General features: G+C 68.5%; 22 protein-coding genes. 17 read left to right on the top strand and 5 right to left on the bottom strand.

Features of this window, described 5'->3' with window-relative positions; genetic code table 11:
* Positions 1-24 precede the first annotated feature (24 nt).
* The 9 genes from NUT86_RS08755 (at position 25) to NUT86_RS08795 (ending at position 8912) form a co-directional block, all read left to right on the top strand.
* Positions 25-1494: an SCO6880 family protein gene (locus NUT86_RS08755; protein WP_274734576.1), complete on the top strand. Its 1470-nt coding sequence runs from the start codon at positions 25-27 to the stop codon at positions 1492-1494.
* A 41-nt stretch (positions 1495-1535) separates the two neighbouring features.
* Complete coding sequence (locus NUT86_RS08760) at positions 1536-1991, top strand: DUF6238 family protein (protein ID WP_274734578.1); 456 nt, start codon at positions 1536-1538, stop codon at positions 1989-1991.
* Between the two features lie 20 nt (positions 1992-2011).
* Entirely contained in the window at positions 2012-3520 is a 1509-nt protein-coding gene (locus NUT86_RS08765; protein ID WP_274734580.1) for an ATP-binding protein, read from the top strand.
* A gap of 449 nt (positions 3521-3969) precedes the next feature.
* Complete coding sequence (locus NUT86_RS08770) at positions 3970-4686, top strand: hypothetical protein (protein WP_274734582.1); 717 nt, start codon at positions 3970-3972, stop codon at positions 4684-4686.
* Between the two features lie 27 nt (positions 4687-4713).
* Positions 4714-5484: a hypothetical protein gene (locus tag NUT86_RS08775; protein WP_274734584.1), complete on the top strand. Its 771-nt coding sequence runs from the start codon at positions 4714-4716 to the stop codon at positions 5482-5484.
* Positions 5485-5528: 44 nt separating this feature from the next.
* Complete coding sequence (locus NUT86_RS08780) at positions 5529-6026, top strand: hypothetical protein (protein WP_274734586.1); 498 nt, start codon at positions 5529-5531, stop codon at positions 6024-6026.
* Between the two features lie 31 nt (positions 6027-6057).
* On the top strand, positions 6058-6564 hold the full coding sequence (locus tag NUT86_RS08785; protein ID WP_274734588.1) for a hypothetical protein: 507 nt from the start codon (positions 6058-6060) through the stop codon (positions 6562-6564).
* 34 nt (positions 6565-6598) lie between these two features.
* Positions 6599-7024: a hypothetical protein gene (locus NUT86_RS08790; RefSeq protein WP_274734590.1), complete on the top strand. Its 426-nt coding sequence runs from the start codon at positions 6599-6601 to the stop codon at positions 7022-7024.
* Between the two features lie 94 nt (positions 7025-7118).
* A complete protein-coding gene (locus tag NUT86_RS08795; protein WP_274734592.1) occupies positions 7119-8912 on the top strand; it encodes a type IV secretory system conjugative DNA transfer family protein in 1794 nt (597 codons plus the stop codon).
* Between the two features lie 348 nt (positions 8913-9260).
* Here the strand turns inward: NUT86_RS08795 and NUT86_RS08800 are convergent, their stop codons facing one another.
* Entirely contained in the window at positions 9261-10451 is a 1191-nt protein-coding gene (locus NUT86_RS08800) for a hypothetical protein (protein ID WP_274734594.1), read from the bottom strand.
* Between the two features lie 719 nt (positions 10452-11170).
* On the opposite strand from NUT86_RS08800, the gene NUT86_RS08805 reads away from it, so the two are divergent.
* The 8 genes from NUT86_RS08805 to NUT86_RS08840 all read left to right on the top strand — a co-directional run bounded on the left by NUT86_RS08805 (position 11171) and on the right by NUT86_RS08840 (position 17223).
* A complete protein-coding gene (locus NUT86_RS08805; protein ID WP_274734596.1) occupies positions 11171-11782 on the top strand; it encodes a DUF4913 domain-containing protein in 612 nt (203 codons plus the stop codon).
* A gap of 1 nt (position 11783) precedes the next feature.
* Positions 11784-12590, top strand: coding sequence for a hypothetical protein (locus NUT86_RS08810; RefSeq protein ID WP_274734598.1), 807 nt, complete (start codon positions 11784-11786; stop codon positions 12588-12590).
* Positions 12587-13063 (top strand): type II toxin-antitoxin system RelE family toxin, encoded by a 477-nt coding sequence (locus NUT86_RS08815; protein ID WP_274734600.1) that lies wholly within the window; start codon positions 12587-12589, stop codon positions 13061-13063. Before NUT86_RS08810 ends, NUT86_RS08815 begins: the two co-directional genes overlap by 4 nt.
* A 128-nt stretch (positions 13064-13191) precedes the next feature.
* Positions 13192-13926 carry a winged helix-turn-helix transcriptional regulator gene (locus NUT86_RS08820; RefSeq protein WP_274740418.1) on the top strand — a complete coding sequence of 245 codons (735 nt, stop codon included), beginning with the start codon at positions 13192-13194 and terminating at the stop codon, positions 13924-13926.
* Positions 13927-14022: 96 nt separating this feature from the next.
* Positions 14023-14868, top strand: a complete 846-nt coding sequence (locus NUT86_RS08825) for a DUF317 domain-containing protein (protein ID WP_274734602.1) — start codon at positions 14023-14025, stop codon at positions 14866-14868.
* A gap of 30 nt (positions 14869-14898) precedes the next feature.
* The gene (locus NUT86_RS08830) at positions 14899-15753 is read left to right on the top strand and encodes a DUF317 domain-containing protein (protein WP_274734604.1); all 855 of its coding nucleotides are present in this window, start codon (positions 14899-14901) and stop codon (positions 15751-15753) included.
* Positions 15754-15785: 32 nt separating this feature from the next.
* A complete protein-coding gene (locus NUT86_RS08835; RefSeq protein ID WP_274734606.1) occupies positions 15786-16013 on the top strand; it encodes a hypothetical protein in 228 nt (75 codons plus the stop codon).
* Between the two features lie 277 nt (positions 16014-16290).
* The gene (locus tag NUT86_RS08840; protein WP_274734607.1) at positions 16291-17223 is read left to right on the top strand and encodes a helix-turn-helix domain-containing protein; all 933 of its coding nucleotides are present in this window, start codon (positions 16291-16293) and stop codon (positions 17221-17223) included.
* A gap of 21 nt (positions 17224-17244) precedes the next feature.
* On the opposite strand, the gene NUT86_RS08845 is transcribed toward NUT86_RS08840, so the two are convergent.
* From NUT86_RS08845 to NUT86_RS08860, 4 genes are all read right to left on the bottom strand, one after another.
* Positions 17245-18036, bottom strand: a complete 792-nt coding sequence (locus NUT86_RS08845) for an SAM-dependent methyltransferase (protein WP_274740420.1) — start codon at positions 18034-18036, stop codon at positions 17245-17247.
* A 292-nt stretch (positions 18037-18328) separates the two neighbouring features.
* Positions 18329-18604, bottom strand: coding sequence for a DUF397 domain-containing protein (locus NUT86_RS08850; RefSeq protein WP_342456231.1), 276 nt, complete (start codon positions 18602-18604; stop codon positions 18329-18331).
* 702 nt (positions 18605-19306) lie between these two features.
* Positions 19307-19597, bottom strand: coding sequence for a hypothetical protein (locus NUT86_RS08855; RefSeq protein ID WP_274734610.1), 291 nt, complete (start codon positions 19595-19597; stop codon positions 19307-19309).
* A 98-nt stretch (positions 19598-19695) separates the two neighbouring features.
* Positions 19696-19884: a hypothetical protein gene (locus NUT86_RS08860; RefSeq protein WP_274734611.1), complete on the bottom strand. Its 189-nt coding sequence runs from the start codon at positions 19882-19884 to the stop codon at positions 19696-19698.
* Positions 19885-20077: the final 193 nt, after the last annotated feature.

A 20077-nucleotide genomic window follows, 5' to 3' on the forward strand; every position in this document is an offset into this window, starting at 1 on the left:
CCACGTTCCAAGGACGGCTTTGCCATGCATCCCGACGCTTCTCTGCCTGACTGCCCGGCTACCGTGAAGTTCCCCCACCGCTCACGTCGAGGCGTACTGCTCGGCCTGTCGGTCGCCCAGCTCGTCGTTGTCACTCTCACCGGCCTGGCCCTGCTCGGGGTGTTGATGCAATCCGGCGTCACCGGTGCGCTCAAGCTCATCCCGCTGTGGGCGATCATCCTGGCGGCGGTCTTCATCCGCCACCGCGGGCGGTCCCTCGCCGACTGGGCTCCCATCGCCCTGCGTTATGCGCTGCGGCGTTTCAAGGGCCAGCTCATCTGGCTGGCCCGCCCCTCCCGCCGACCGCGGCGCGAGGGTCTACTGCACCTTCCCGGCACCGCTGCTTCCCTGCGGGTGGTCACCTCTCCGGGCGGCGGTTTCGGTGCGGTGCACGATCCGCACCACGGCACGCTGACCGCTGTAGTGAAGGTGTCCTCCCGTGCCTTCGCCCTGCTGGATCCGGCCACGCAGACCAGCAATGTCGCGGGCTGGGGCCGCACCCTGGCCGCCCTCTCCCGTACCGGTCACATCGCTCGGGTCCAGGTGCTGGAGCGGACCGTGCCCGACTCCGGCGATGCGCTCAACCGCTACTGGACCGAGCACGGCAACGCCGACACCCACCTCGCCGGCCCCATCTACAGCGAACTGCTGGCCGCCGCTGGTCCCGCCGCGGCCCCGCACGAGGCGTACGTCGCGCTCGCGCTCGATCTCAAGGCCGCCCGGCGTCTGATCAACCAGGCCGGCGGCGGACTCACCGGCGCATCCGCCGTCCTGTCCCAGCTGACCTCCACCTTCGACCAGGCCGCCCGCAACTCCGGTCTGATGCCCGGTGGCTGGCTCGGGGCGAGCGAGATCGCCGCCGTGATCCGCACCGCCTACGACCCGAAGGCGTCCGCGGCTCTGGATCAGTGGTCCGAGGCAGGCCGCCCCCAAGCCGATCCAGCCGCTGCCGGCCCGGTCGTCCTGGTGGAGAAGGCCGACCGCATCCAGACCGACTCGGCCCGCCACGCCACGTACTGGATCGAGAACTGGCCCCGCATCGAAACCTCCCCCGGCTTCCTGCATCAGCTCCTGTTCACCTCGGGGGTACGCCGCACGCTGTCGCTGACCTACGCACCCAAGGGGCTGGATGCCGCGCTTAAGGACGTGCAGCGCAAGAAGGCCACGGTGATCGCGGACGCGGCCGAACGGCAGCGCAAGGGCCGGGTCGACTCCGAAGAGGACTCCGTCGAGTACGCCGACATCAAGGCTCGTGAGCGCCAGCTGATCGCCGGCCACGCCGACGTCGCCCTGACCGGCCTGCTCACCGTCAGCGCCGATACCGACGAAGAACTCAACTCCGCCTGCGCCGCCATTGAGACGGCCGCGGTCTCCGCCCTCCTCGATCTGCGACTGCTGACCTGGCAGCAGGCCGAAGCCTTCACAGGCGCCGCCCTCCCGCTGGCCCGCCCCTAGCGCACCAGCTCCACCACCGCGCTCACCCGAAGGGCCACCCCATGCCGACCGACCCCCTGCCCGACCTGGCTGCGGACTTCGTCCCGTTCGCCACCGCGGCGCTCGACTTCCACCGGGCGATCAACCTCCCCGCCGGGCCCACGGCCGCACACCGCACCGAGCTGGACGCCCTCCACGCCCACCTCACCGCTCTCTACGGCCTGCTCGACACCCACACCACCCGCACCACCCCACTGGCCGAGGCCGAGGGCGATCACCTGCGGGCCTGCCGGATCCGGCTGTGGCAGGCCGCCGAGCACCTCCACGACGCCTACCACTCAGCCGCTCACCCCGGCACCGGCCGCCCCCGCACGCGGGAGGCGTGCCGGGCCCGCCTCCCTGAAGGCGCGCCCGAACTGACCATCTGCCAGCGCCACCTGGCCACCGCCGCACACGTCCGCCGTGACCACACTCCGGCTGATCTGCGCGACCCGTTCACCGGCCTGACCCGCCACTGACCCGCTGGAGCACCACCGTCATGCCCACCCACATCCGCGACCGCGCCAGCGCCAGCCCGCTGTTCGTCCCCCGCAAAAGCGACCGCCGCACCGCCCGCGCGGCCCGCGACCAGTTCGCCGCCGCCCGCGACCAGGCCCGCCACGCCGCGCGCCCCCAAGCGCGCCGTGCCGAACCGGGCATCGACCCCGAGCTGCGGGCCACCTACCCAGCCGCCGGCCGACCCGGCCCAAACTCCGCCCGCGGCGGCCGTCTCAAGCTCCCCGCCCACCGCATGACGACCGCCACCGCGAGCGGCGCGTATCCGTTCCTCGCCGAGGGCGGCCTCGGCGCCCAGGGCATCTACATCGGCCGCGACGTCCACGCCGAAGCGGCGTTCACCTACGACCCGTTCGCCCTCTACGGACGTCTCGACGGGTTCACGAATCCGAACATCCTGCTCGCCGGGATCATCGGCATGGGCAAGTCCGCCCTGGCCAAGTCCCTCGCCGTGCGTGCCGTGGCGTTCGGCTACCGGATCTACGTCCCCTGCGATCCCAAGGGAGAGTGGACTGTCGTCGCCCAGGAGTTGGGCGGCCAGACCATCGCCCTTGGGCCCGGCCTGCCCGGACGGCTCAATCCGCTGGACGCACCCGCCAGGGCGCACGGCGTCAGTGAGGAGGACTGGGCAGGCGAGGTCCGCAAGCGCCGCCTTCTCCTGCTTGGATCGCTCGCGAAGACCGTCCTGCGGCGGGATTTGCACCCGATGGAGCACACCGCTCTTGACGTCGCCCTCGACCAGGCTGTCGCCCACGCCGAGGCGAGCGGCACCACAGCGCTGCTGGGCGACGTCGCGCACGTGCTCGGTTCTCCCGAGCGGCTCGACTTTGCTCTCGGCGAGCTGACCGGGCGGCTCGGGCACGCAGCCGAAGACCTGGCCCACGCGCTACGTAGGCTCGTACGCGGTGACCTGGCCGGGATGTTCGACGCCCCGAGCACCGTGGCGTTCGACCCCAGTGCGCCGATGCTGTCCATCGATCTGTCGCGCCTGGGCGGTGCCGGCGACGACACCGCGCTCGTTCTGGCCATGACCTGCGCTTCGGCATGGATGGAGTCCGCGCTCGCCGACCCCACCGGCGGGCGGCGCTGGGTGATCTATGACGAGGCATGGCGCGTCATGCGGCACGTCGCCCTGCTGGAGCGCATGCAGAGCCAGTGGAAGCTCAGCCGCGGTCTTGGCATCGCCAACCTCATGGTGATCCACCGCCTAAGCGATCTGCTGACCGCAGGCGATGCCGGCTCCCGGGGCCGGGCACTGGCCGAGGGTCTGCTCACCGACTGCTCGACCCGGATCATCTACCGCCAGGAAGCCGACCAACTCACTTCCGCCGCAACCCTGCTGGGGCTGACCGGGGTGGAGTCCCAGGCCGTGGCCGCCCTCACCAAGGGGCGTGGCCTGTGGAAGGTCGCGGACAGGTCGTTCATTACTCAACATCTGCTCCATCCGAGCGAGCGCGAACTGTTCGATACAGACGCCCGGATGTCTGCCTGAGCGCACCCGCTGGCCGGGCTCACACCACGGAGGGAGCCGAAACCGCACTTCGGCTCCCTCCGCCCTCCCCTCTCAAACATCTGAAGGAATCCGTTTCCATGCCTCTGCAGACCACCATCCGCCGTGCCGCACGTCGGCTCGTCCAGCTCTACATCGACGCCGCAAGGGCCAACGCGGCCCATAGCCACATCCCTGTGGCTACAGGCCCATTCAGCGTCCTGGATGAGATGCGCCGCGCGAGTGCTGCACGGCCAGGCACCCGCTCGTGATCGCGCTGAGAGCCGTCATGGCTGAACCGAAGCGCGCCGCCACCACAGGGCCGGTCGATGTGCATGGGCACGACCGTCGGCCTTGCTCGCGCTAGCGCATTTTTCCGGCATCACCAAACCCGTCTTCGGGCCGCATCCTCGTCGTCCGCACGGCCCCAACCTCTGCGAGGTGCACTACTCGTGGCGGAGACACGTCCGCACATCACTGTCAGCCACCACGAGCGCTTTGGCGTCGTGGCAGCGACTTCGCACGAAAACCACGTCGTCGATCACATGCTGCGGCGGGTCGGCTTCGAGCGGCTGCCTGGCAGCAACCTCTACGCCCTCACCGAGCCGAACCGGGACCCAACCCGCCGAGGACAACAGGCAGTCCAGTCCCTGCGGGCCGCGCAGTACACCGTCACCTCCGACGCTGCGTACGACCGCAATCCCCACGCTCCGCTCACCCCCCACCAGGGTCTTGACCGACTGGAGAATCGTTCCGCCGCTCAGGTGCCCCGTGCCGGGCAGGCGGCCTTCGCTTCCGCCCGCGCTCTCGACGCTGGCATACGGGCTGCTCAGATTGTGGTGCACGACCAGGTCCGTGACCGTGAGGGCACGCTGCGCGCGGTCGGCACGGACGTACGTACCCGCGAGGGCTTGCTACTCCGTGGCGAGGGCGATCTGCGGTATGTCGAGGCCCGGCTGGAGCACACCGGCCGCGCGTTCGACGCCTTCTACTCGATGCCCGGCAATGAGCATCGCGGCCCGAGGCTGTCGATGATGCAGCGCCGCGCTCAGGCCGCCACCGCCATCTCCCCGGCCCGTGCCGGCGTCGCGCTGCCGCAGCAGCAACCAGCCGCCACTGTCGCCTACCGCCCGCCCGCCGCCACCCAGCAGCCGGTCCACGCCCGCTGACGCCGCTGCCTCGAAGGAGTCTTCGTGATGAACCTGCCCTACGAGCCCGACGTTGCCTTCGGAGTTAATCCCGATCTTGGTGTGGGAGCCGCGGTAGCGGATGACCGGCCGCACCTGGACGAGGTCCTGCGCAAGCACCACTTCCGCTACAGCCAGGACCTGGACGTCTACCTCCTGCCGGAGGGCACACCACACAACACCGCGGTCCGGACCGTGGCCGCCGCCACCCGCGAGTTTCAGGACGCCGGCGTCTCCGTTGCCGCCGATCCCCGCATCATGCTGCCGCCGCCCGTCCCCACACCGGACGGCATGGCCGCACGTACAACGCAGCCTGGGCAGTCGTTGACCGCGCTGAGCGGCGAGTTGCACGAGCTGCGTCGCTCAGCCGAGGTCGCCGAGGTCCTGGAGCAGATCCTCGATGAGCACCACGGTGCCGTCGGCGACCTGGAGGAGTTCATCGACACCGCCGCCGCCTGGTGCGAGCGGCTCGATACCCCGGACGGCCGGGAGTTGGGCCAGCACCTGCGCACGATCGCGCATCATGTCGCCTTTCTCGGCGACCGGTTGGCCGACGCGCAGCTCGATCTGTCGGTCATGCCGGATGTGACAGCCATGGATGCCCCGCCGCTGGCCGACGTTCCGCTCCCGAAGCGGCACAACGTCCCCTCCGTCACGCACACCGCCCGTGCTCGCGCTGCCGTGGCCTCCTCACTGAAACGCCCAGCCGACCTTGCTGCGGCCCCGAAAGAAGCACCCCACTCCCTCGACGCGCCTCCCAGTCCCCGCCGTACACGCTGACCACCCCTTCCAACCCCAGAAACACAGAAGAAGGAGTTCCTGTCATGGCCGTCAAGACGCTGTGGACCATCGACCACGCCTGCGGACACACCACCGAGGCCGACCTCTCCGACCGGTCGGCCGACCGGCGTGCCGGCTACGCCCGCTGGCTCTCAGCACGCGGCTGCACCGACTGCTGGCGAGCCGCCCGGGGCGAGGACGTCGAGTCGAAGGCCGAGTGGCTGGCGAAGAAACGGGCCGCCGAGCAGGCCGAAGCCCAGGAGTGGTCCGAGCAATACCGCATGCCCGATCTGGAAGGCACCGACCGTGCCATCGCCTGGGGCGCCCGATGCCGCCACCGGCTGGTCTCCACCGCCTACACCGCCCTCGTCCTCGAAGGCACCACCAGCGAAGCGGAATGGGAGGCCATCGAGGACGCGATCCGGCCCTTGACCCGCGCCGGCTGGTGGATCGACCAGCGCGACGCCGACCCCGCCGACCTGCCAGAACTGCTGGACGCCGCCACCGAGAGCGACCGGCCGAACGAAAATCCCCACTTCTAAGCCCCTCCCCCTTCGCCCGAAAGGCTCTGCCGTGCGTCCATCCTTCGACTGCCACATACAGCGCTCCGCCGACACCACAGCGCTCCTCACCACGCTCCACGCCAACCGCGTCGAAGTCTTCGCTCCCTACCTCCTCGCCGCCTGGTCACCAGATCTGCAAGCCGCGAGCGCGCTCTCCCCCGCGCACCTGGCCCAGCTGCTCGATGAACCTCTCCACGCACGCCAGCAGCGCACCGGACGACGGCCGGTCCGTCCCACCTGGCACTGCTCCGTGGTCAACCACACCGGCCGCGTCCTGTCCGACGAGCAGTGGGAGGCCCTGGTGAAGGACATCGTCGCCGCCACGGGAATCGAGCCCGGCGGCGACACGGCCGCCTGCCGATGGGTCGCGTTGCGCCGGGGCCACCGCTCGGTGGACCTCGTCGCCAACGTGATCCGCCAGGACGGGCGCTGGGCCCGGATCCATCAGGACACCTTCCACGCACGCTCCACATGTGACCACTACGCCGGCGCCCTGACCGCCCAGTTCGCTGCCTGACCCGCCACCAGCTCTCCTTCAGAAAGGCCATCCCATGTCTCGCATCAGCCGATTCCTGTCCCGCTGCATCTCCTCCCTCAACGAGGTGTACGGGCGGGAAGCCGAGATCTACCGCGACCCAACCAGCGGCGCGGTCACCGCCGACTGTCGCAACAACTGCGCCCGCCGGACCTTCCTGGCCTGCGGCTTCGAAAGGACGCCCACAGCCTTCCGTCTGCGCCTGCCCGAGGGGCTGAGCGAGGCGGAGCAGAAGGCCCGTGCCACCCAGGCGGTGGTCCATCTGTTCCATGCGGGCCACTACACCGACATCGCCTCCCACCTCGTCTGCGATTCCACCCGCGATGCCGCCTGGGCCGAGATCCGCGACCGCCGCCCCGACCACCCCGGCTGGCCCACCAGCCCGTCCACCGACACGCACACGCCGACGGACGTACAGGCCGCCGCCTCCCGCCGCCCGTAGACCCCTCCTTCAACAGCCCCGGGAGTCCTCGTGATCACCAGAACAACGCGTCGCCCCGCCGTCCCTCACCGCGCCGCGCCACCTGGAACTCGCCTTGTCGTCCCCACGCACCAGCACGCCCTCGACCACCACCGGTACCGACCTCCTCCTCTACCTCCTGCTCGCCGTCGCCGGGCTCGGCATGGCAGGAGGCTCGCTGGCCTGGCTGTTCGGCAACCTCACCAATGCCGTCGCAGGCTCCGGCCCATGGGCCGCCTACCACCCTGAAGAAACGTTGCTCCACCCGGAGCGGGTCTGGCCTCACCTGCCGCAGCCCGCCCTGGTCACCGGCTGCTACGTCCTGCCCGCCCTCGTCCTCATGGCCACCGCCGTCGTCGCCGCGAAGGTCTGGCTGCGCTTCCGCAGCAGCCCGTCGGGGCTGGCCACCCGACGTGACCTGGAGCCTCTGCTGGCCAAGCAGATCGCCGCCAAAGCCATCGAGCTGCGCCCCAGCCTGTCGGGCAAAAAGCCCAAGAACGTCGCCCCCGACGACCGGGGCGTCCTGCTGGGCACCTGCAAGCCGGGCAAGGACGAACTCCGCTCCTCCTGGGAGGACGTGATCCTGGCGATCATGGCCCCCCGCTCCGGCAAAACCTCCGGCCTGGCCATCCCCGCCATCCTGCGCGCCCCCGGCCCCGTGCTGCTGACCTCCAACAAGGCGGCACGCGACGCCTACACCGCAACCATCGACGCCCGCGCCGAGGTCGGGACGGTGTGGACGCTGGATCCGCAGCAGATCGCCCACGCGCCACAGACCATGTGGTGGGACATCCTCGCCGACGCCCGCGATCTCGCCGGGGCCCGGCGGCTCGCCGGGCACTTCGTCACCGCCTCCGTCGACGAGTCGAGTGCCGGGGACTTTTGGTCCACGGCCGCCGCCAACACCCTCACCGCGTTCTTCCTGGCCGCCGCCCAGGCCCGACGCCCGATCACGGACGTGCTGGCCTGGCTGGCCTCGCCGGCCGACCGCACGGCGATCGATCTGCTCCAGGACGCCGGGTTCGACGCAGTCGCAGCCCAGCTGCAGGGCACCGTGGCCGGCGCGGTCGAAACCCGCGACGGCATCTTCGAAACCGCCCGGCAGTACGCCAGCTGCCTCCTCGACCCCGGCATCGCCGCTTGGGTCACCCCGCCCAAGAGCCTTGAAAAGGTGCGGGAGTTCAAGCCGGAGGCGTTCGCGACCAGCAAGGACACCTTGTATCTGCTGTCGAAGGACGGCGGTGGCTCGGCCTCGGCGATCATCGCCGCAGCCGCCGACGCCGTCATGCGCGCCGCGGTCATCCAGGCCGAACGCGATGGCGGGCGTCTGGATGCTCCGCTGCTGGCGATCTTGGACGAGGCCGCCAACGTCTGCAAGATCGCCGACCTGCCGGACCTGTACTCGCATCTCGGCTCCCGCGGCGTCATCCCGATGACGATCCTGCAGTCCTACCAGCAGGGCGTAAGGGTCTGGGGCCAGTCCGGCATGGACGCGCTGCTCTCCGCCGCGACGATCAAGGTGATCGGCTCGGGCATGGACGACGCCGACTTCGCCGACAAGATCTCGCGCCTCGGCGGTGACCACGAAGTGCGGACGATCTCGGTCTCCACCGGCGAGTCGGGCAAGTCCACCTCGGTCTCGATGCGCCAGGAGCGGGTGCTGCCGCTGGACGTGCTCCGCGCGATGCCCAAGGGCACCGCCGTGTTGATGGCCACCGGCATCCGCCTCGCGCGTATCGATCTCAAGCCCTGGTACAAGGGCCGAAACGCCAAGAAGTTGGGCGCCGCATCCGCGAAGGCCACAGCCGCGATCAGCGAACGCGCTGCCGCCAAGACGCTGCGCCAAGACGACTTCACTCCCGCGGCATGACCGATCCCGCGCAATTCCGCACCCGGGCGAGACCGCGCGGCGCGGCCCTCGCGCCGCGCCGCCCGCCCGATCCGCTTCCCGGCCTTCACCTTCTTCACTCGTCCAAGCGGTCCTTGGAGCGGTCTTCCTGGCTCCCGGCCACTTAGCCGCCTTTCGCCCTGGCTGCGGCCGGAGCATTTCTCCCGTCCCGCACACGCTGCGATGCTCAGTTTGCTTGTCGACCGACTCCTGACGTTGGCGGCGACGGGTGGCTCCTTCTACAGCTCGGCACCCGAGAGGCTTCCAGCTGTGGGAACGGCGTTGTGGCCGGCAACGCCATTCCAAGCGGAGTCCGCTTCACCAAGGTCGCTAGAGCTGGTCGACGCAGACCCGGAGAAGCGCATTGATGTACCCCGGAAACGGCACGTCGTGCATCGTGATGACGCTCCGGCTGGTGCGAATCTGGCGATGCATCACGTCGTCCGCCTGGTTCTTGAACTCCAGCAGCTTCTTGGCGTACTTCCGGTCTGCATCGGTAGGCCAAGCGTAGTTACTAGCCGCTGCCTGAAAGGACTTCTGTCCGAGGATCGGCGGCACGTGGTCGATGATGGCCCGCACCAGGGCGTGGCAGGCGTAGGCGTGACCCTCCCGGAAACAGGCGTTCAGCTCCCGGACGAGTTGCAGGAGCTTGTCCGGGCTGAGTCGGGTCTGGCCCTGCTTGGCCTCCAACTCCTTGATGAGGTCTTCATTGACGTACTGCGGCGGGTCCTCGGGCGGAGCGACCGGGCGCGGGTTGACGGCACCCGTGACCGTCGGCATGCCAGCCGTCAACCTCTCTCCAATCCGAATCTTGCCACCGGAAGCACCAAGCACCTGTGCCAGAACAGGAGCCTGGCTTTCCGGGATGATGACGGTGTTAGCCGCCACAGTCCACTCAGCAACCTGCTGCACATAGCCGTTCAAGTCGTCAACGCCGCGGTAGTCCTTGAGCCACTTATGGAGCTCGAAGCGCCACCCGCCAGGACCCGTTCCCCACGGCTGAACACCGCGCCGAAGTACCGGCTCATGCTCGAAGATGCCCGGCAAAGCTGCCACGAACTCCTGCGTGACAGCGGGAAAATCTCGCTTGAAATCATCCGAAGTGATATAGCTGGCCTCCACCTTGTCGGGGGACGGCCTGACGGCCCGCTGGTGCTTAACGAAGTACTGCAAGACCGAGATGAAGTTTTCGCCAAAGACATGCCTCAACTCGGGGGAGTGGAGGCCAGCGGCAACAGTGAGAGCCGGACGACTGTCATCCGCCAGGTGCACCCGGTCATACCAAGCCAGGCCATACGACACGCCAACGGGGCTATTGGTCCCGACTACCGGCAGAGACTTGAGTACCTGCTCGGCGTCGTCGTACCCGAGATGATCCATCATCTGCTCGACGTAGCGCCAGAACGGCCACTGGCCGGTCTTTAAGTATTGCTCGGCCATGATCTTGAGCAAGGTGTGCTGCGCGTCATCGAGCGGGGCTGACAGGTCGGGCACGGTTGATCCGATCTTGGAATGATCCACCAGATGACCAGATGCTACGCCGCGCCACTGACAGCCAGCCATGACTTTGAACGTCTCTGGTCAGGGCCACGGGCAGACCTGGTGGCGGATCTTCCTTGCCGCCTGGCCATCCGGGCGGACCGCCCCTGCTCAAGACACCAACCAGCAACCTGGCGACCAACGGCGGCAGCCAGCACCCGTTGAAGCGGCAACTGGGCGGTCACGGCCCGGACCTGGCGGACGAGGTCGAGTGGCTCCTGCCCACCTCAGCAGCCCGGCTCTCACCCGTCCGGCATGAAGGGCATGCGCACGGGGCGGGGACGGACGGGGCCCGTCGGCGAGGCGCCACTGACAGAGGTGCTGTCGCTGTTCTCGGACACGGAGGCCATTCAGGGGCTGAGGGGTCCGCCCGGTGGGACAAGAGCACCCGCCCCGCCCCGCGGCGGACTGACGACTCGGGCCGCCTGAGCCCGCTGTTCGTGGAGTGGATGCAGGGCCTTGATCCTGGCTGGGTGACCGCCACCCGAGGGCTCGGACGTCCTGCCCAACTGGCAGCCCTGGGCAACGGTGTTGTGCCGTAACAGGCCGCCCGCGCCCTGCAGATCCTCGCCCCACCACGGCCACTCTGCCGCCACCGCACACTGCTCTGACCTGCGCCGTCTACACCAAATTTCCGGCGTGGCCAAACCGTGCTTTCTCCGGAACCTCGACACCCCACACGTTCACTCCAAGGGGTATCGATGTCTGAACCCGCTCACGACAGCGAGCCAGTACGCATACCGGACCACAACCTGGACGACCTCGTCGCCACCGTCACAGAGCTCGTCACGGAGAGCCGCAAGCAGGGCGAGACGCTCGCCCGGCTCACCGACGAACAGCCACCCCAGCAGGACGGCGAACACGACGAGCCCGTTCACACGGAAGAGACCACTCCGGCCTCGGCCCCGGCGGGCAGCGATGCGGCTGCCCCCGGGGCGGAGGGGCCGTCCTCCATCTTCATCCTCGCGCTCGACGGCAAGGCGTACGCCGAGGAACTCGCCGCGCTGACCACCTGGGTGCACCACCTTCTGCTGCCGGTCTACGGGCGGGAGATCACCACCGGCCGTCCGTGGTGCCAACAGTGGCACGAGCACCCCGAGGCCGTGGCCCGGCTGCACGCCCTGTGGCTGGCCTGGCAGCAGCTCACCGACGTCAAGGCCGGCCTGGCCGGAGCCTCCATCTGGCACCGCGACCACCTCGACCCGGCCCTGCTGCAACTCCGCACACCGGACGGCCCGTTCGGGGCGTGCACCAGCAGCCCGGCCCGGCCCAACCACCGCCTGCTGGCCTCGCCCGAGCCTGCCGGGGTCTGACATGGCCAACTCCTACGAACCACCGTGTCCGGACTACCGGATCGACGGCTTCGAAGCCGCCACCGAACGGACCGAGGACGCGTTCTTCTCGGTGACGCTCTCGGACGACATGCTCGTGCCTCTTGCCGAGCACCACAGCGCCGATGGCCGCGACACCTATCTGCTCCTGTACGACCGAACCGCGATCTGGGACATCCCCGGTACGGCGGAGTACGTCACGCTGCACATCACCCGGGACACCGCCCAGCGCACGTTCGACTTCGCGCACGAGCGCCACCCGGTCATTCCCCTGGCGCAGAACTGGCTCATCCGCCAGGGCTGCCCGGCCGAATCGGCGGAGCTGTCCAAGAACCACGGTCCGCGGCCAGCCGACGTGCTCACGGCCCGACTTGAGGACATGCTCAGGGCCAACCCGGACGATCGGTACACGGTCCTGGACCACTCCACCGACAACCCGTGCTCCTTCGACTTCGGTATCGAGGTGAGCGCCCTCGTCCACGACAGCCACCCCGCCTCCGCGCTCGCTCCGTGCCGGGTCTTCCTCGAAGAGACCACCAAGGACTTCCGCTCCTACACGGTGCGGGAGGGCACCTTCCCCTCCGTCGAAGCCGCGGACACCTGGGTGAGGGAGCGTTCCACTCCCCTTCCCCTGGCTCCGGCTCCCGACGGCGCGATCGGCCTGCGAGCCGAGGCTGCCCGTGCCCGCTCGACGTTCAACTCCGGTGGCCTCGCCGTGCCACGGGCTGCCGTCATACCGCCTCGATCGCCGTCGGCTGCGCCGGCACGTGTGCGTCGGAGCGCGCCGTGAGCCGGGCCCGGTACGCCTTCGCGGCTCATCCCGAGGCCCTCGCCGACCTGCGGTCTATCCCGGAAGACATCCGTGACCTGGCCCTGCTGGAACTGCAGCACCTGGTCCACGGCAACGAGCGCGGCGCCGCTCTACAGCGCGAGCTGGCGGGCTGCCACAAGGTCTACGTCGATCCGGAGACCCGATGGCGGCTGGTCATCCAGTATCGCGACGCCCCGGCACCCTCCCAGTACAAGAGGGAGATCTACCTCCTGGCCGTCGGCGAGCGCCAGGACCAGGCCGCCTACCGCACCGCAGCGCGCCGACTGGAGCGCGAACGGGAGGCATCCGCCGCCACACAGCCTCTCGGACGTCGCGCTGAGGCCGCCAGGGCCCGCTCACCCCACGGAAGCAGCGGCAGCCGGACCACCACCCATCCGCCGGCGCCGGCGACCCCCGCCACACAGCCACGGGGCCGGCGCACCCGCTCCTGATCCCCCGAATTCACCCGCCCTGCTGGACGCTCTGCGCTCCCGCTGACAGCCCCCGACCGACTCCCGGAAAACTGGACAAGCCCGACGACCGCATATCGGCACACGACGCCACACTCGTCAGCAAGGCGATCGACCGCCTCGCTCCCCGCTGGACGACCTGGACGCTCCGGACCGTCGCGCAGCACGGCCAGATGCGCTTCACGAAGATCGCCGCGGCGCTGCCGTGGCTCAGCACCCAGAACACGCAGCAGATCCTGCGGCGAATGCACGCCAACGGCCTGCTGGACCGACCGGGGCACGGGATCTACGAAGTCTCTCCCTGGGGCCAGAATGCGCACAGCGTGCACCGCACGCTCGCTTCCTGGCACCGCACACACACCGGTGGAAGCGGCCCAGCGGTCGCCGAGGCGGAGCGCACGGAGGACGCCCTGCGCCAGCTGCGCGGCGAGGGGGCTGTCGAAATCCTCCACGCCCTCTCGGAACACGGCCCCCTTCCGCACGGCGAACTGCGAAAGGCGTCGGGACTCGCCACGGGCACCTTTCATTACCGCCTCCAGCAGCTCCAGGAGGATCAGCTCCTGACCCGCACCGGCCCCTCGTTCCGTGCCGCTTACGGCCTGACGCCGGCCGCCCAGGCACTCGGGCCGGTCTACACGGAGCTGGCCGCCTTCGAGTCGGTGGCTCTCTCCGTCGCTGTGCAGCGCACCCCCGCCGAGCCGGCAGCGGCCCGCACGACGAGGGCCAACGCGGCCGTACAGCGAACCCCCTCCGCCTTCCCGGGGTTGTTTTCCCACGCCCCGGCACCCCAGCCACCTGTCCCGACACACATCACGGCGCTCTCCCACCCCGCACGGACCAGGTGATCGAAATGCCGCCAGACCCTGCCATCACATCGGTGCCCGCACACGTTCCCGTGCGAGCTGCCCGGGCGCCCGCTCACCCCCTCCGGAGCTGTTCTCATGCCCACCACCGACCCGGATGTCGACGTCCTGATCGCCCCCGTCTACCTAGCCGGCCCCGGCCCCGGCCAAGCCGTCTTCAACACCCTTGATTCCGCAGCAGGCTGGACCAAGGTCCTGGCCTTCGGCTGCGACACGTACTACACCAGCCCCTGCCAACGAGTGCGCATCGCCAACGCGGCGGAGAGCCACTACGGCGGCTGGACGATCTCGTATGCCGAGGACCCGCTCGGCGTACCGGACTGGATCACCACCTTCGACCGCGACACCCCCCAAGAGATCGTGGCAGCCTTCACGGACACGCTCGTCGCCGGGCTGCCCAACCACTTCGCCGACTACCTCAACGGCGGCGAACACCACACCGGGCACACGCCCGCCACCGTACTCACCAGTCATCAGTGGGAGGCCGTCCGCGGCACGCGGCCGTTCCGCACGGTGTCGCCCGACGGCCACGCCGCCTTCCGGATACGCAGCGGCTGGCTCCACGAGTACGACGAGCTGCTCGACCCGGCGAAGTCGACATGGCGGATATCCGCCGGCCCCGACCCCATCACTACGCCGAGCTGGCAGGCGTACTTCAGCCGGGGCACCCCTGAACACCTCATAACCGCCGCGGCCAACGCCCTGACCGACCCAAGGCCCGTAGTCCGCACGGCATTCCTCATCCCCAACCACCACCGCTCCCTGGTCAAGACCCAGCCGCTGCGACCCGACCAGGCGCGGTCACGCAGCACGGCTGCGCTCGCCCGCAGTTCGCCCACCCACGCGGCACACCAAGTCCAGCCTGCACCAGCCGCATCCGCTCCCGTCACGCCCGTCATCGCCGGCTCGCGCCGTCAGCGCTAACCCCACACCGCACCCGGAGATCCGACCGCCATGCCCGCCCACGCTCCTGACGGGGACTTCTACGTTTCCCCGGTCTACCTCGCCGGCAGCACCTTCACCGGCGATCCCGCCCTCCAGCCGCTCCTCGACCAGGGGTTCCACCTCCACCCCGACGAACTGGCGAACATCTACGTCACATCGCCCGAACAGCACATCCGGCTCGGCTACCTCCCCGAAGGCGAAGACACCACCCTGTGGAAGATTGCGGTGCACTCCGACCCGTTCGGCCCGCCCCGCTGGCTGGCCACCTTCGACAACAGCACACCCACGGAACTCGTCACCGCCTTCACCACCGCCCTCGCCCACGACTACGCGCAAGGCCACGCCACGTACCTATACGGCAGTACCAGCAGGGACCTAGGCTTCCAGCCGCTCGCCGAGGCCGGCTGGCGCACCGACAAAGGGCCACACCTCAGCGTCTCCGTCGCACCCGACGGACTGGCGGAAATGGACCATGTCCGAGGGGCACTGGATCATCAGGCCGAGCTGTCCGGCTACCAGTACCGCTGGAGCGCCAGCGGCGGACGCGACGGCTACCGCTCCAACTGGCACGCGACGTTCACCACCCACACCCCCTCGCACCTCATCGCCGCCACCGCCACAGCCCTCGCCGACCCCACGCCAGTGTCCCGGTATAGGGCCGAGATCCCCAAGCGCAACCTCACTGCGGCCCGCGTGACGCCGGTGCCCCCACCGGCGCCAACTCCGCTCGACGTCCGCCGCGCAACGGCAGCTCGTGCCCGCTCCGCCGGTCATCGTGCCCTCGCCCACGTTCCGGCGAAGGCGATGGCGATGGCCGCCAGCAGGCCGAGCGCCGCGCTGCCGACACCCTCCCGCCGCCGATGACCTCCTCCGCGGCCTCCTCGAAGGGGCCTCCCATGCCGCACCCCGACCTCTCGAACGCTCCGGACAGCTGCACGTCCCGGACGCCCGACTCCGGCCCCTGGGCCATGGACGTCGGACTCAGTCTCCGCCTGCGTGCTGCCGTCTATGCCCTGCTCGACTCCCCGCCCCACCTCATGGACGACTTGGAACTGAACTTCTCCGACGCGCTCGTCGGCGGCGGCGAGGTTGTCTGCGAACTGAACGAACTCCGCCCGTCCTAGGCGCCGTTGATCGAGGCAGACGCCCCGCGGGTCATCGCCGACACCGCGGGCCTCCGCACCCCCTCGCTGTTCTGGCCGGCAACGCCGCGAGGTATCGGTCCGCACGCCGTATTGACCACTTGCCGCACGTTCGGTCACCCTGGATGAGATAGGTCTAGGGCATATTCAAGACCCCCATATGGTCGATATCGGACTTTCTTGCGAATCTGCTTCTGACCGACGAGGCTTCGTGCACCATGAGTATCGAATGCATCACGGAGAGCGCGTAAGTCAGGGAGTGGATGTGATCCAGCGGGCGTCAGACGCTGAGGAAACCGGTGAGGGCGGCCAGAAGGCCCGGGATCGAGTGCTGTTCCTGCGGGACGAGCTGGCCCCATCGGCGCCGTGCATGAGGCTCGGCGGGGAACTGCGCGAGAAGCGCGAGGGCATGGGGCTACAGCAGCAGGACGTGTCCACGGCGCTGGGCTGGTCGAAGTCGAAGGTCAGCAGGATCGAGGGCGGGCGCAACGCGGTCAAGGAGCAGGACTTGGAGTGCCTGCTGTCGCTGTACAGGGTCGATGAGAAGGATCAGGAGCCGCTGCGCGAGCTGGCTCTTATCGGCAAGCGGCCGATGTGGTGGAAGCCGTGGTCGGGGATAACAACGGCGTACCTGCAGGCCGTTTTGAGCTTCGAGGACATGGCTCAGCGGATCAGGTCCTACGAGCCGCTGTATCTTCATGGGCTCGTACAGATCCCTGAGTACGCCCAAGCGCTCATCGAGCGCGGGCCGGACCAGGGTTACCATGCCGCGTTGGCCGAGCTGCGACAGATGCGCCAAGCCAAGTTCGCCGCGGCGCGCGGCAAGGAGTTGATCTGCGTGATCGACGAAGCCTCGCTCCGGCGGCCGGTCGGTAACGCGCAGATCATGCGCCGGCAGCTCCGGCACCTGATGGATCTGAACGAGGACCCGCGCTATCAGCTGCGGCTCGCTGAGCTGAGCCGGCCCAACCTGCCGCTGGAGGTGGGGCCGACGACGATTTTCGACTTCGCCGAAGCGCTGCTGCCCACCATCGCCTACTCCGAGAACTTTGACGGCGGGCTGGTTATCCAGGACGAGGAAACCGTGGACCGGAGGGTCAAGAAGTTCGATGAACTCCGGCACATGTGCCTGAACCCGCGCAAGACGACGCAGAAGCTGCACGACTTACTGCGATCCAAGTACTACCGCTGAGCCGCCCCGCCGTGGCCGTGGTCACGGCTTGCGGGCCACACCCGCATACAACGAAGCCTGCGCATCATCCGCGAGACTCGGGCCGCTGGCAGCCTCCGGGCGCCAACGGTGCCCCACCGTGACGCCAGGCTCCTCCAGGATCAAACCGTCGAAGAACCGCGCAACCTCCGTCCGGGAACGCACTCGGACGGAGGTGCCCTGGCGGGCGTAGGTATCGGTGATGGCCTGCCAGGGGTCCGGTGCGAAGTCGCCGGTGCAGTGGGTCAGGCTCAGGAACGAGCCCGCCGGCAGGGCATCCATGAACGTGGCGACGAGTTCGTAGGGATCGTGCTCGTCAGGGACGAAGTGGAGCAAGGCGTGGAGGCTCAGAGCTATGGGGCGCTCGAAGTCAATGATGTCCTCGGCCTTCACGGCAGCCAGCACGTCCGCAGGCTTAGTGGCGTCGGCGTCCACATACGCAGTGTGCCCTTGAGGGGTTCCGCTCAGCAGTGAGTCCGCGTACACGAGGACGATCGGATCGTTGTCCACGTAGACGACGCAGCACTCCGGAGCAACTTCTTGCACCACCTGGTGGACGTTGGGGGCGGTCGGGATGCCGGTGCCCACGTCGATGAACTGACGTACGCCTTGACCGGCAAGAAAGCGCATGACCCGGTGCATGTAGGCGCGGTTCACGCGAGCCACTGTCTCAATCGCAGGGAAGGCCCGCATGACCTCCCGGGCAGCCTCCCGGTCCACGGCGTAGTTCGTCTTCCCGCCGAGGTAGTAGTCGTACATCCGTGCGCTGTGGGCCCGGTCTTGCCCTAAGTTCATGTCCGCCCAGTCTGGTTCGGGCTCTTGCTGATTCCCCACCGCGACCCCCATGCCACTTTTGTCCTCTACCCCGGATCCAGGCGAGATGCACTTGCATTATTGACCTGCCTACCGGCCAGTTACCTGAAATGTCGAGGACTGCATGGCTCATGTGCCAGTGATGACGCATCCCGCCAAGTACTGATCAGGTGTCAGCCTGGGGGCGGCGAGCCGCACGTGATCCACTCCCTAAGTTGCAGAAGCACACGCCACGTGCGGCTCTGATCACGTACACCCTCTGGCGAACCTGACCTCAGAAACTGCCGTCGATCACTGCCGAGATGAAGGCCGTGGCGACGCCCCTGGAGACGGCGACGACTGGGCCGCCTTGGATCTTCGAGTCACGAAAGAGGACTACCCCTCCCGGCGGCTGCGCCACCTCGACACACGACCCCTGGGGAAGACTGTGCGAACTCTTCCGCCAGGCGGCACTGGGCACCTGCGCCGCATCTGTCAGCTTCTCCATCGAGCTACCCCCTGTGGTGGACGAACTCCCCGTCGCCAAAATGCAATTGCATTCCAGCTCCATGTAGGGAGGCTCACCGGACAACCGGCGGGGTATGCGCGAGTGAGGCGACAATGTCCGGATTCGGACGGTGCCTCGGGTGCAAGTGCCACCCGAACAGCCGCGTTTTTCCGGGCCACCAGTTGCCCCACCGACGCTGCGCACACCTGAAGGGCCGGCGCCCCTGACAGGGCGGGAATCGCAGCCTGCAAAGCCCCGAAACTGCCATCTCACCAGGGGAAAGAGAGTGGAGGGGCTCCGAGCCCCGGACCTACAGGGCCCCGCAGCGCAGAAGGGCGGGGGGCCAACTCACTTGCAGAAGCGCCCTGTTCGAAAGCTTCACTTCGGAAGAACGCCCTCAGCGCATCGCCACGTTCCGTTTAGCGTCAGATGCACTCAGCTACTCAGGCGAGCGGCATCAGGACCCGGCCTACGGATCGCGACCTCAGCCGGAGTCCCTGCCGACGAACCCTCGAAGGAGAAGAACGCAATGGGGCCTTCCCCCCGTCGACGGCGACGTAAACCACGCCATGCCCGACCGCGCGGCAAGCCATGGAGGCGACCGTGCACGTCCTGCCTTGAGACCTGCTTGCGAATCCTGGCAAGTCAGTCCGATGCGCTGCTGCTCCAGCAGCACGGATCCTGGCTCGACGAAGTCGCAGCCCTCGCTCTCCTGGCTCTGCACCTGAAGCGGCACAGCTCCGACAGCTGCTCGTGCCAACAGCTCTAAACGAGGGTCTGGGCGCCGCATGACGCGGCGCCCAGGCCACTCCTTGTCACCCGCCCGGAGTCCGCATGCATCAGACACAACATCACATAGGAGTGGTCCTGGAGCAGATCTGCTTGCAGGCACGCCTGACGGCTGAAGCGGTAGCTCGCAGGGGCGGATTCGCTCCTTGTGACGTCGCTGACTTTCTGTCCGGCAAGAGATTCCCCAGCAGTCTCTTCATCCTGCGTTTCGCGCAGATCAGCGGTACGGACCCGCAACTCCTCTTCAAAGTTTGGGAAGACGAACATGAACGACTCTCCGGCTGACCGACTGTGGAGAGAAACCCTGTACGGCGCCAAGAGCCTGCGATAACCCTTCCAAGGCGCGAGGTGCGCTCGCCCCGTCGTTAGACGACGCCGGCCGCACCGCGCCGGCCTGTGCCACGCTCGCCCATGGCTTCGGCGCCGACCAGCTGCGCCAGCTCGTCCACGGTCAGCTCGATCCGTCTGCCGTCGGCCATACGGGCCCGGCCCAGGGACGCAGCCTCCGCATCTTCGACCTCCTCGGCGTACGTACGGATCTCTTCGTTCTCCAACCCAACCTCCCACAGCGATCGGTCGCCCCGGAACAGCCCCGCGGGCGACCGATTCATTCCCCCTTGCGCGGACATCAGCAGCCCGCCCCTCGCCAGTTCGCCGACGGCAGACGCACACCGCCGGACAGGACTGGAGCCCCCCTCCCAGACCATGTCAACGTACGGACGCCGAGGAAAACCGCAGGTCAACGAA

The organism is Streptomyces sp. G7(2002), assembly GCF_028870195.1.
GTDB classification, from domain to species: domain Bacteria; phylum Actinomycetota; class Actinomycetes; order Streptomycetales; family Streptomycetaceae; genus Streptomyces; species Streptomyces nigrescens.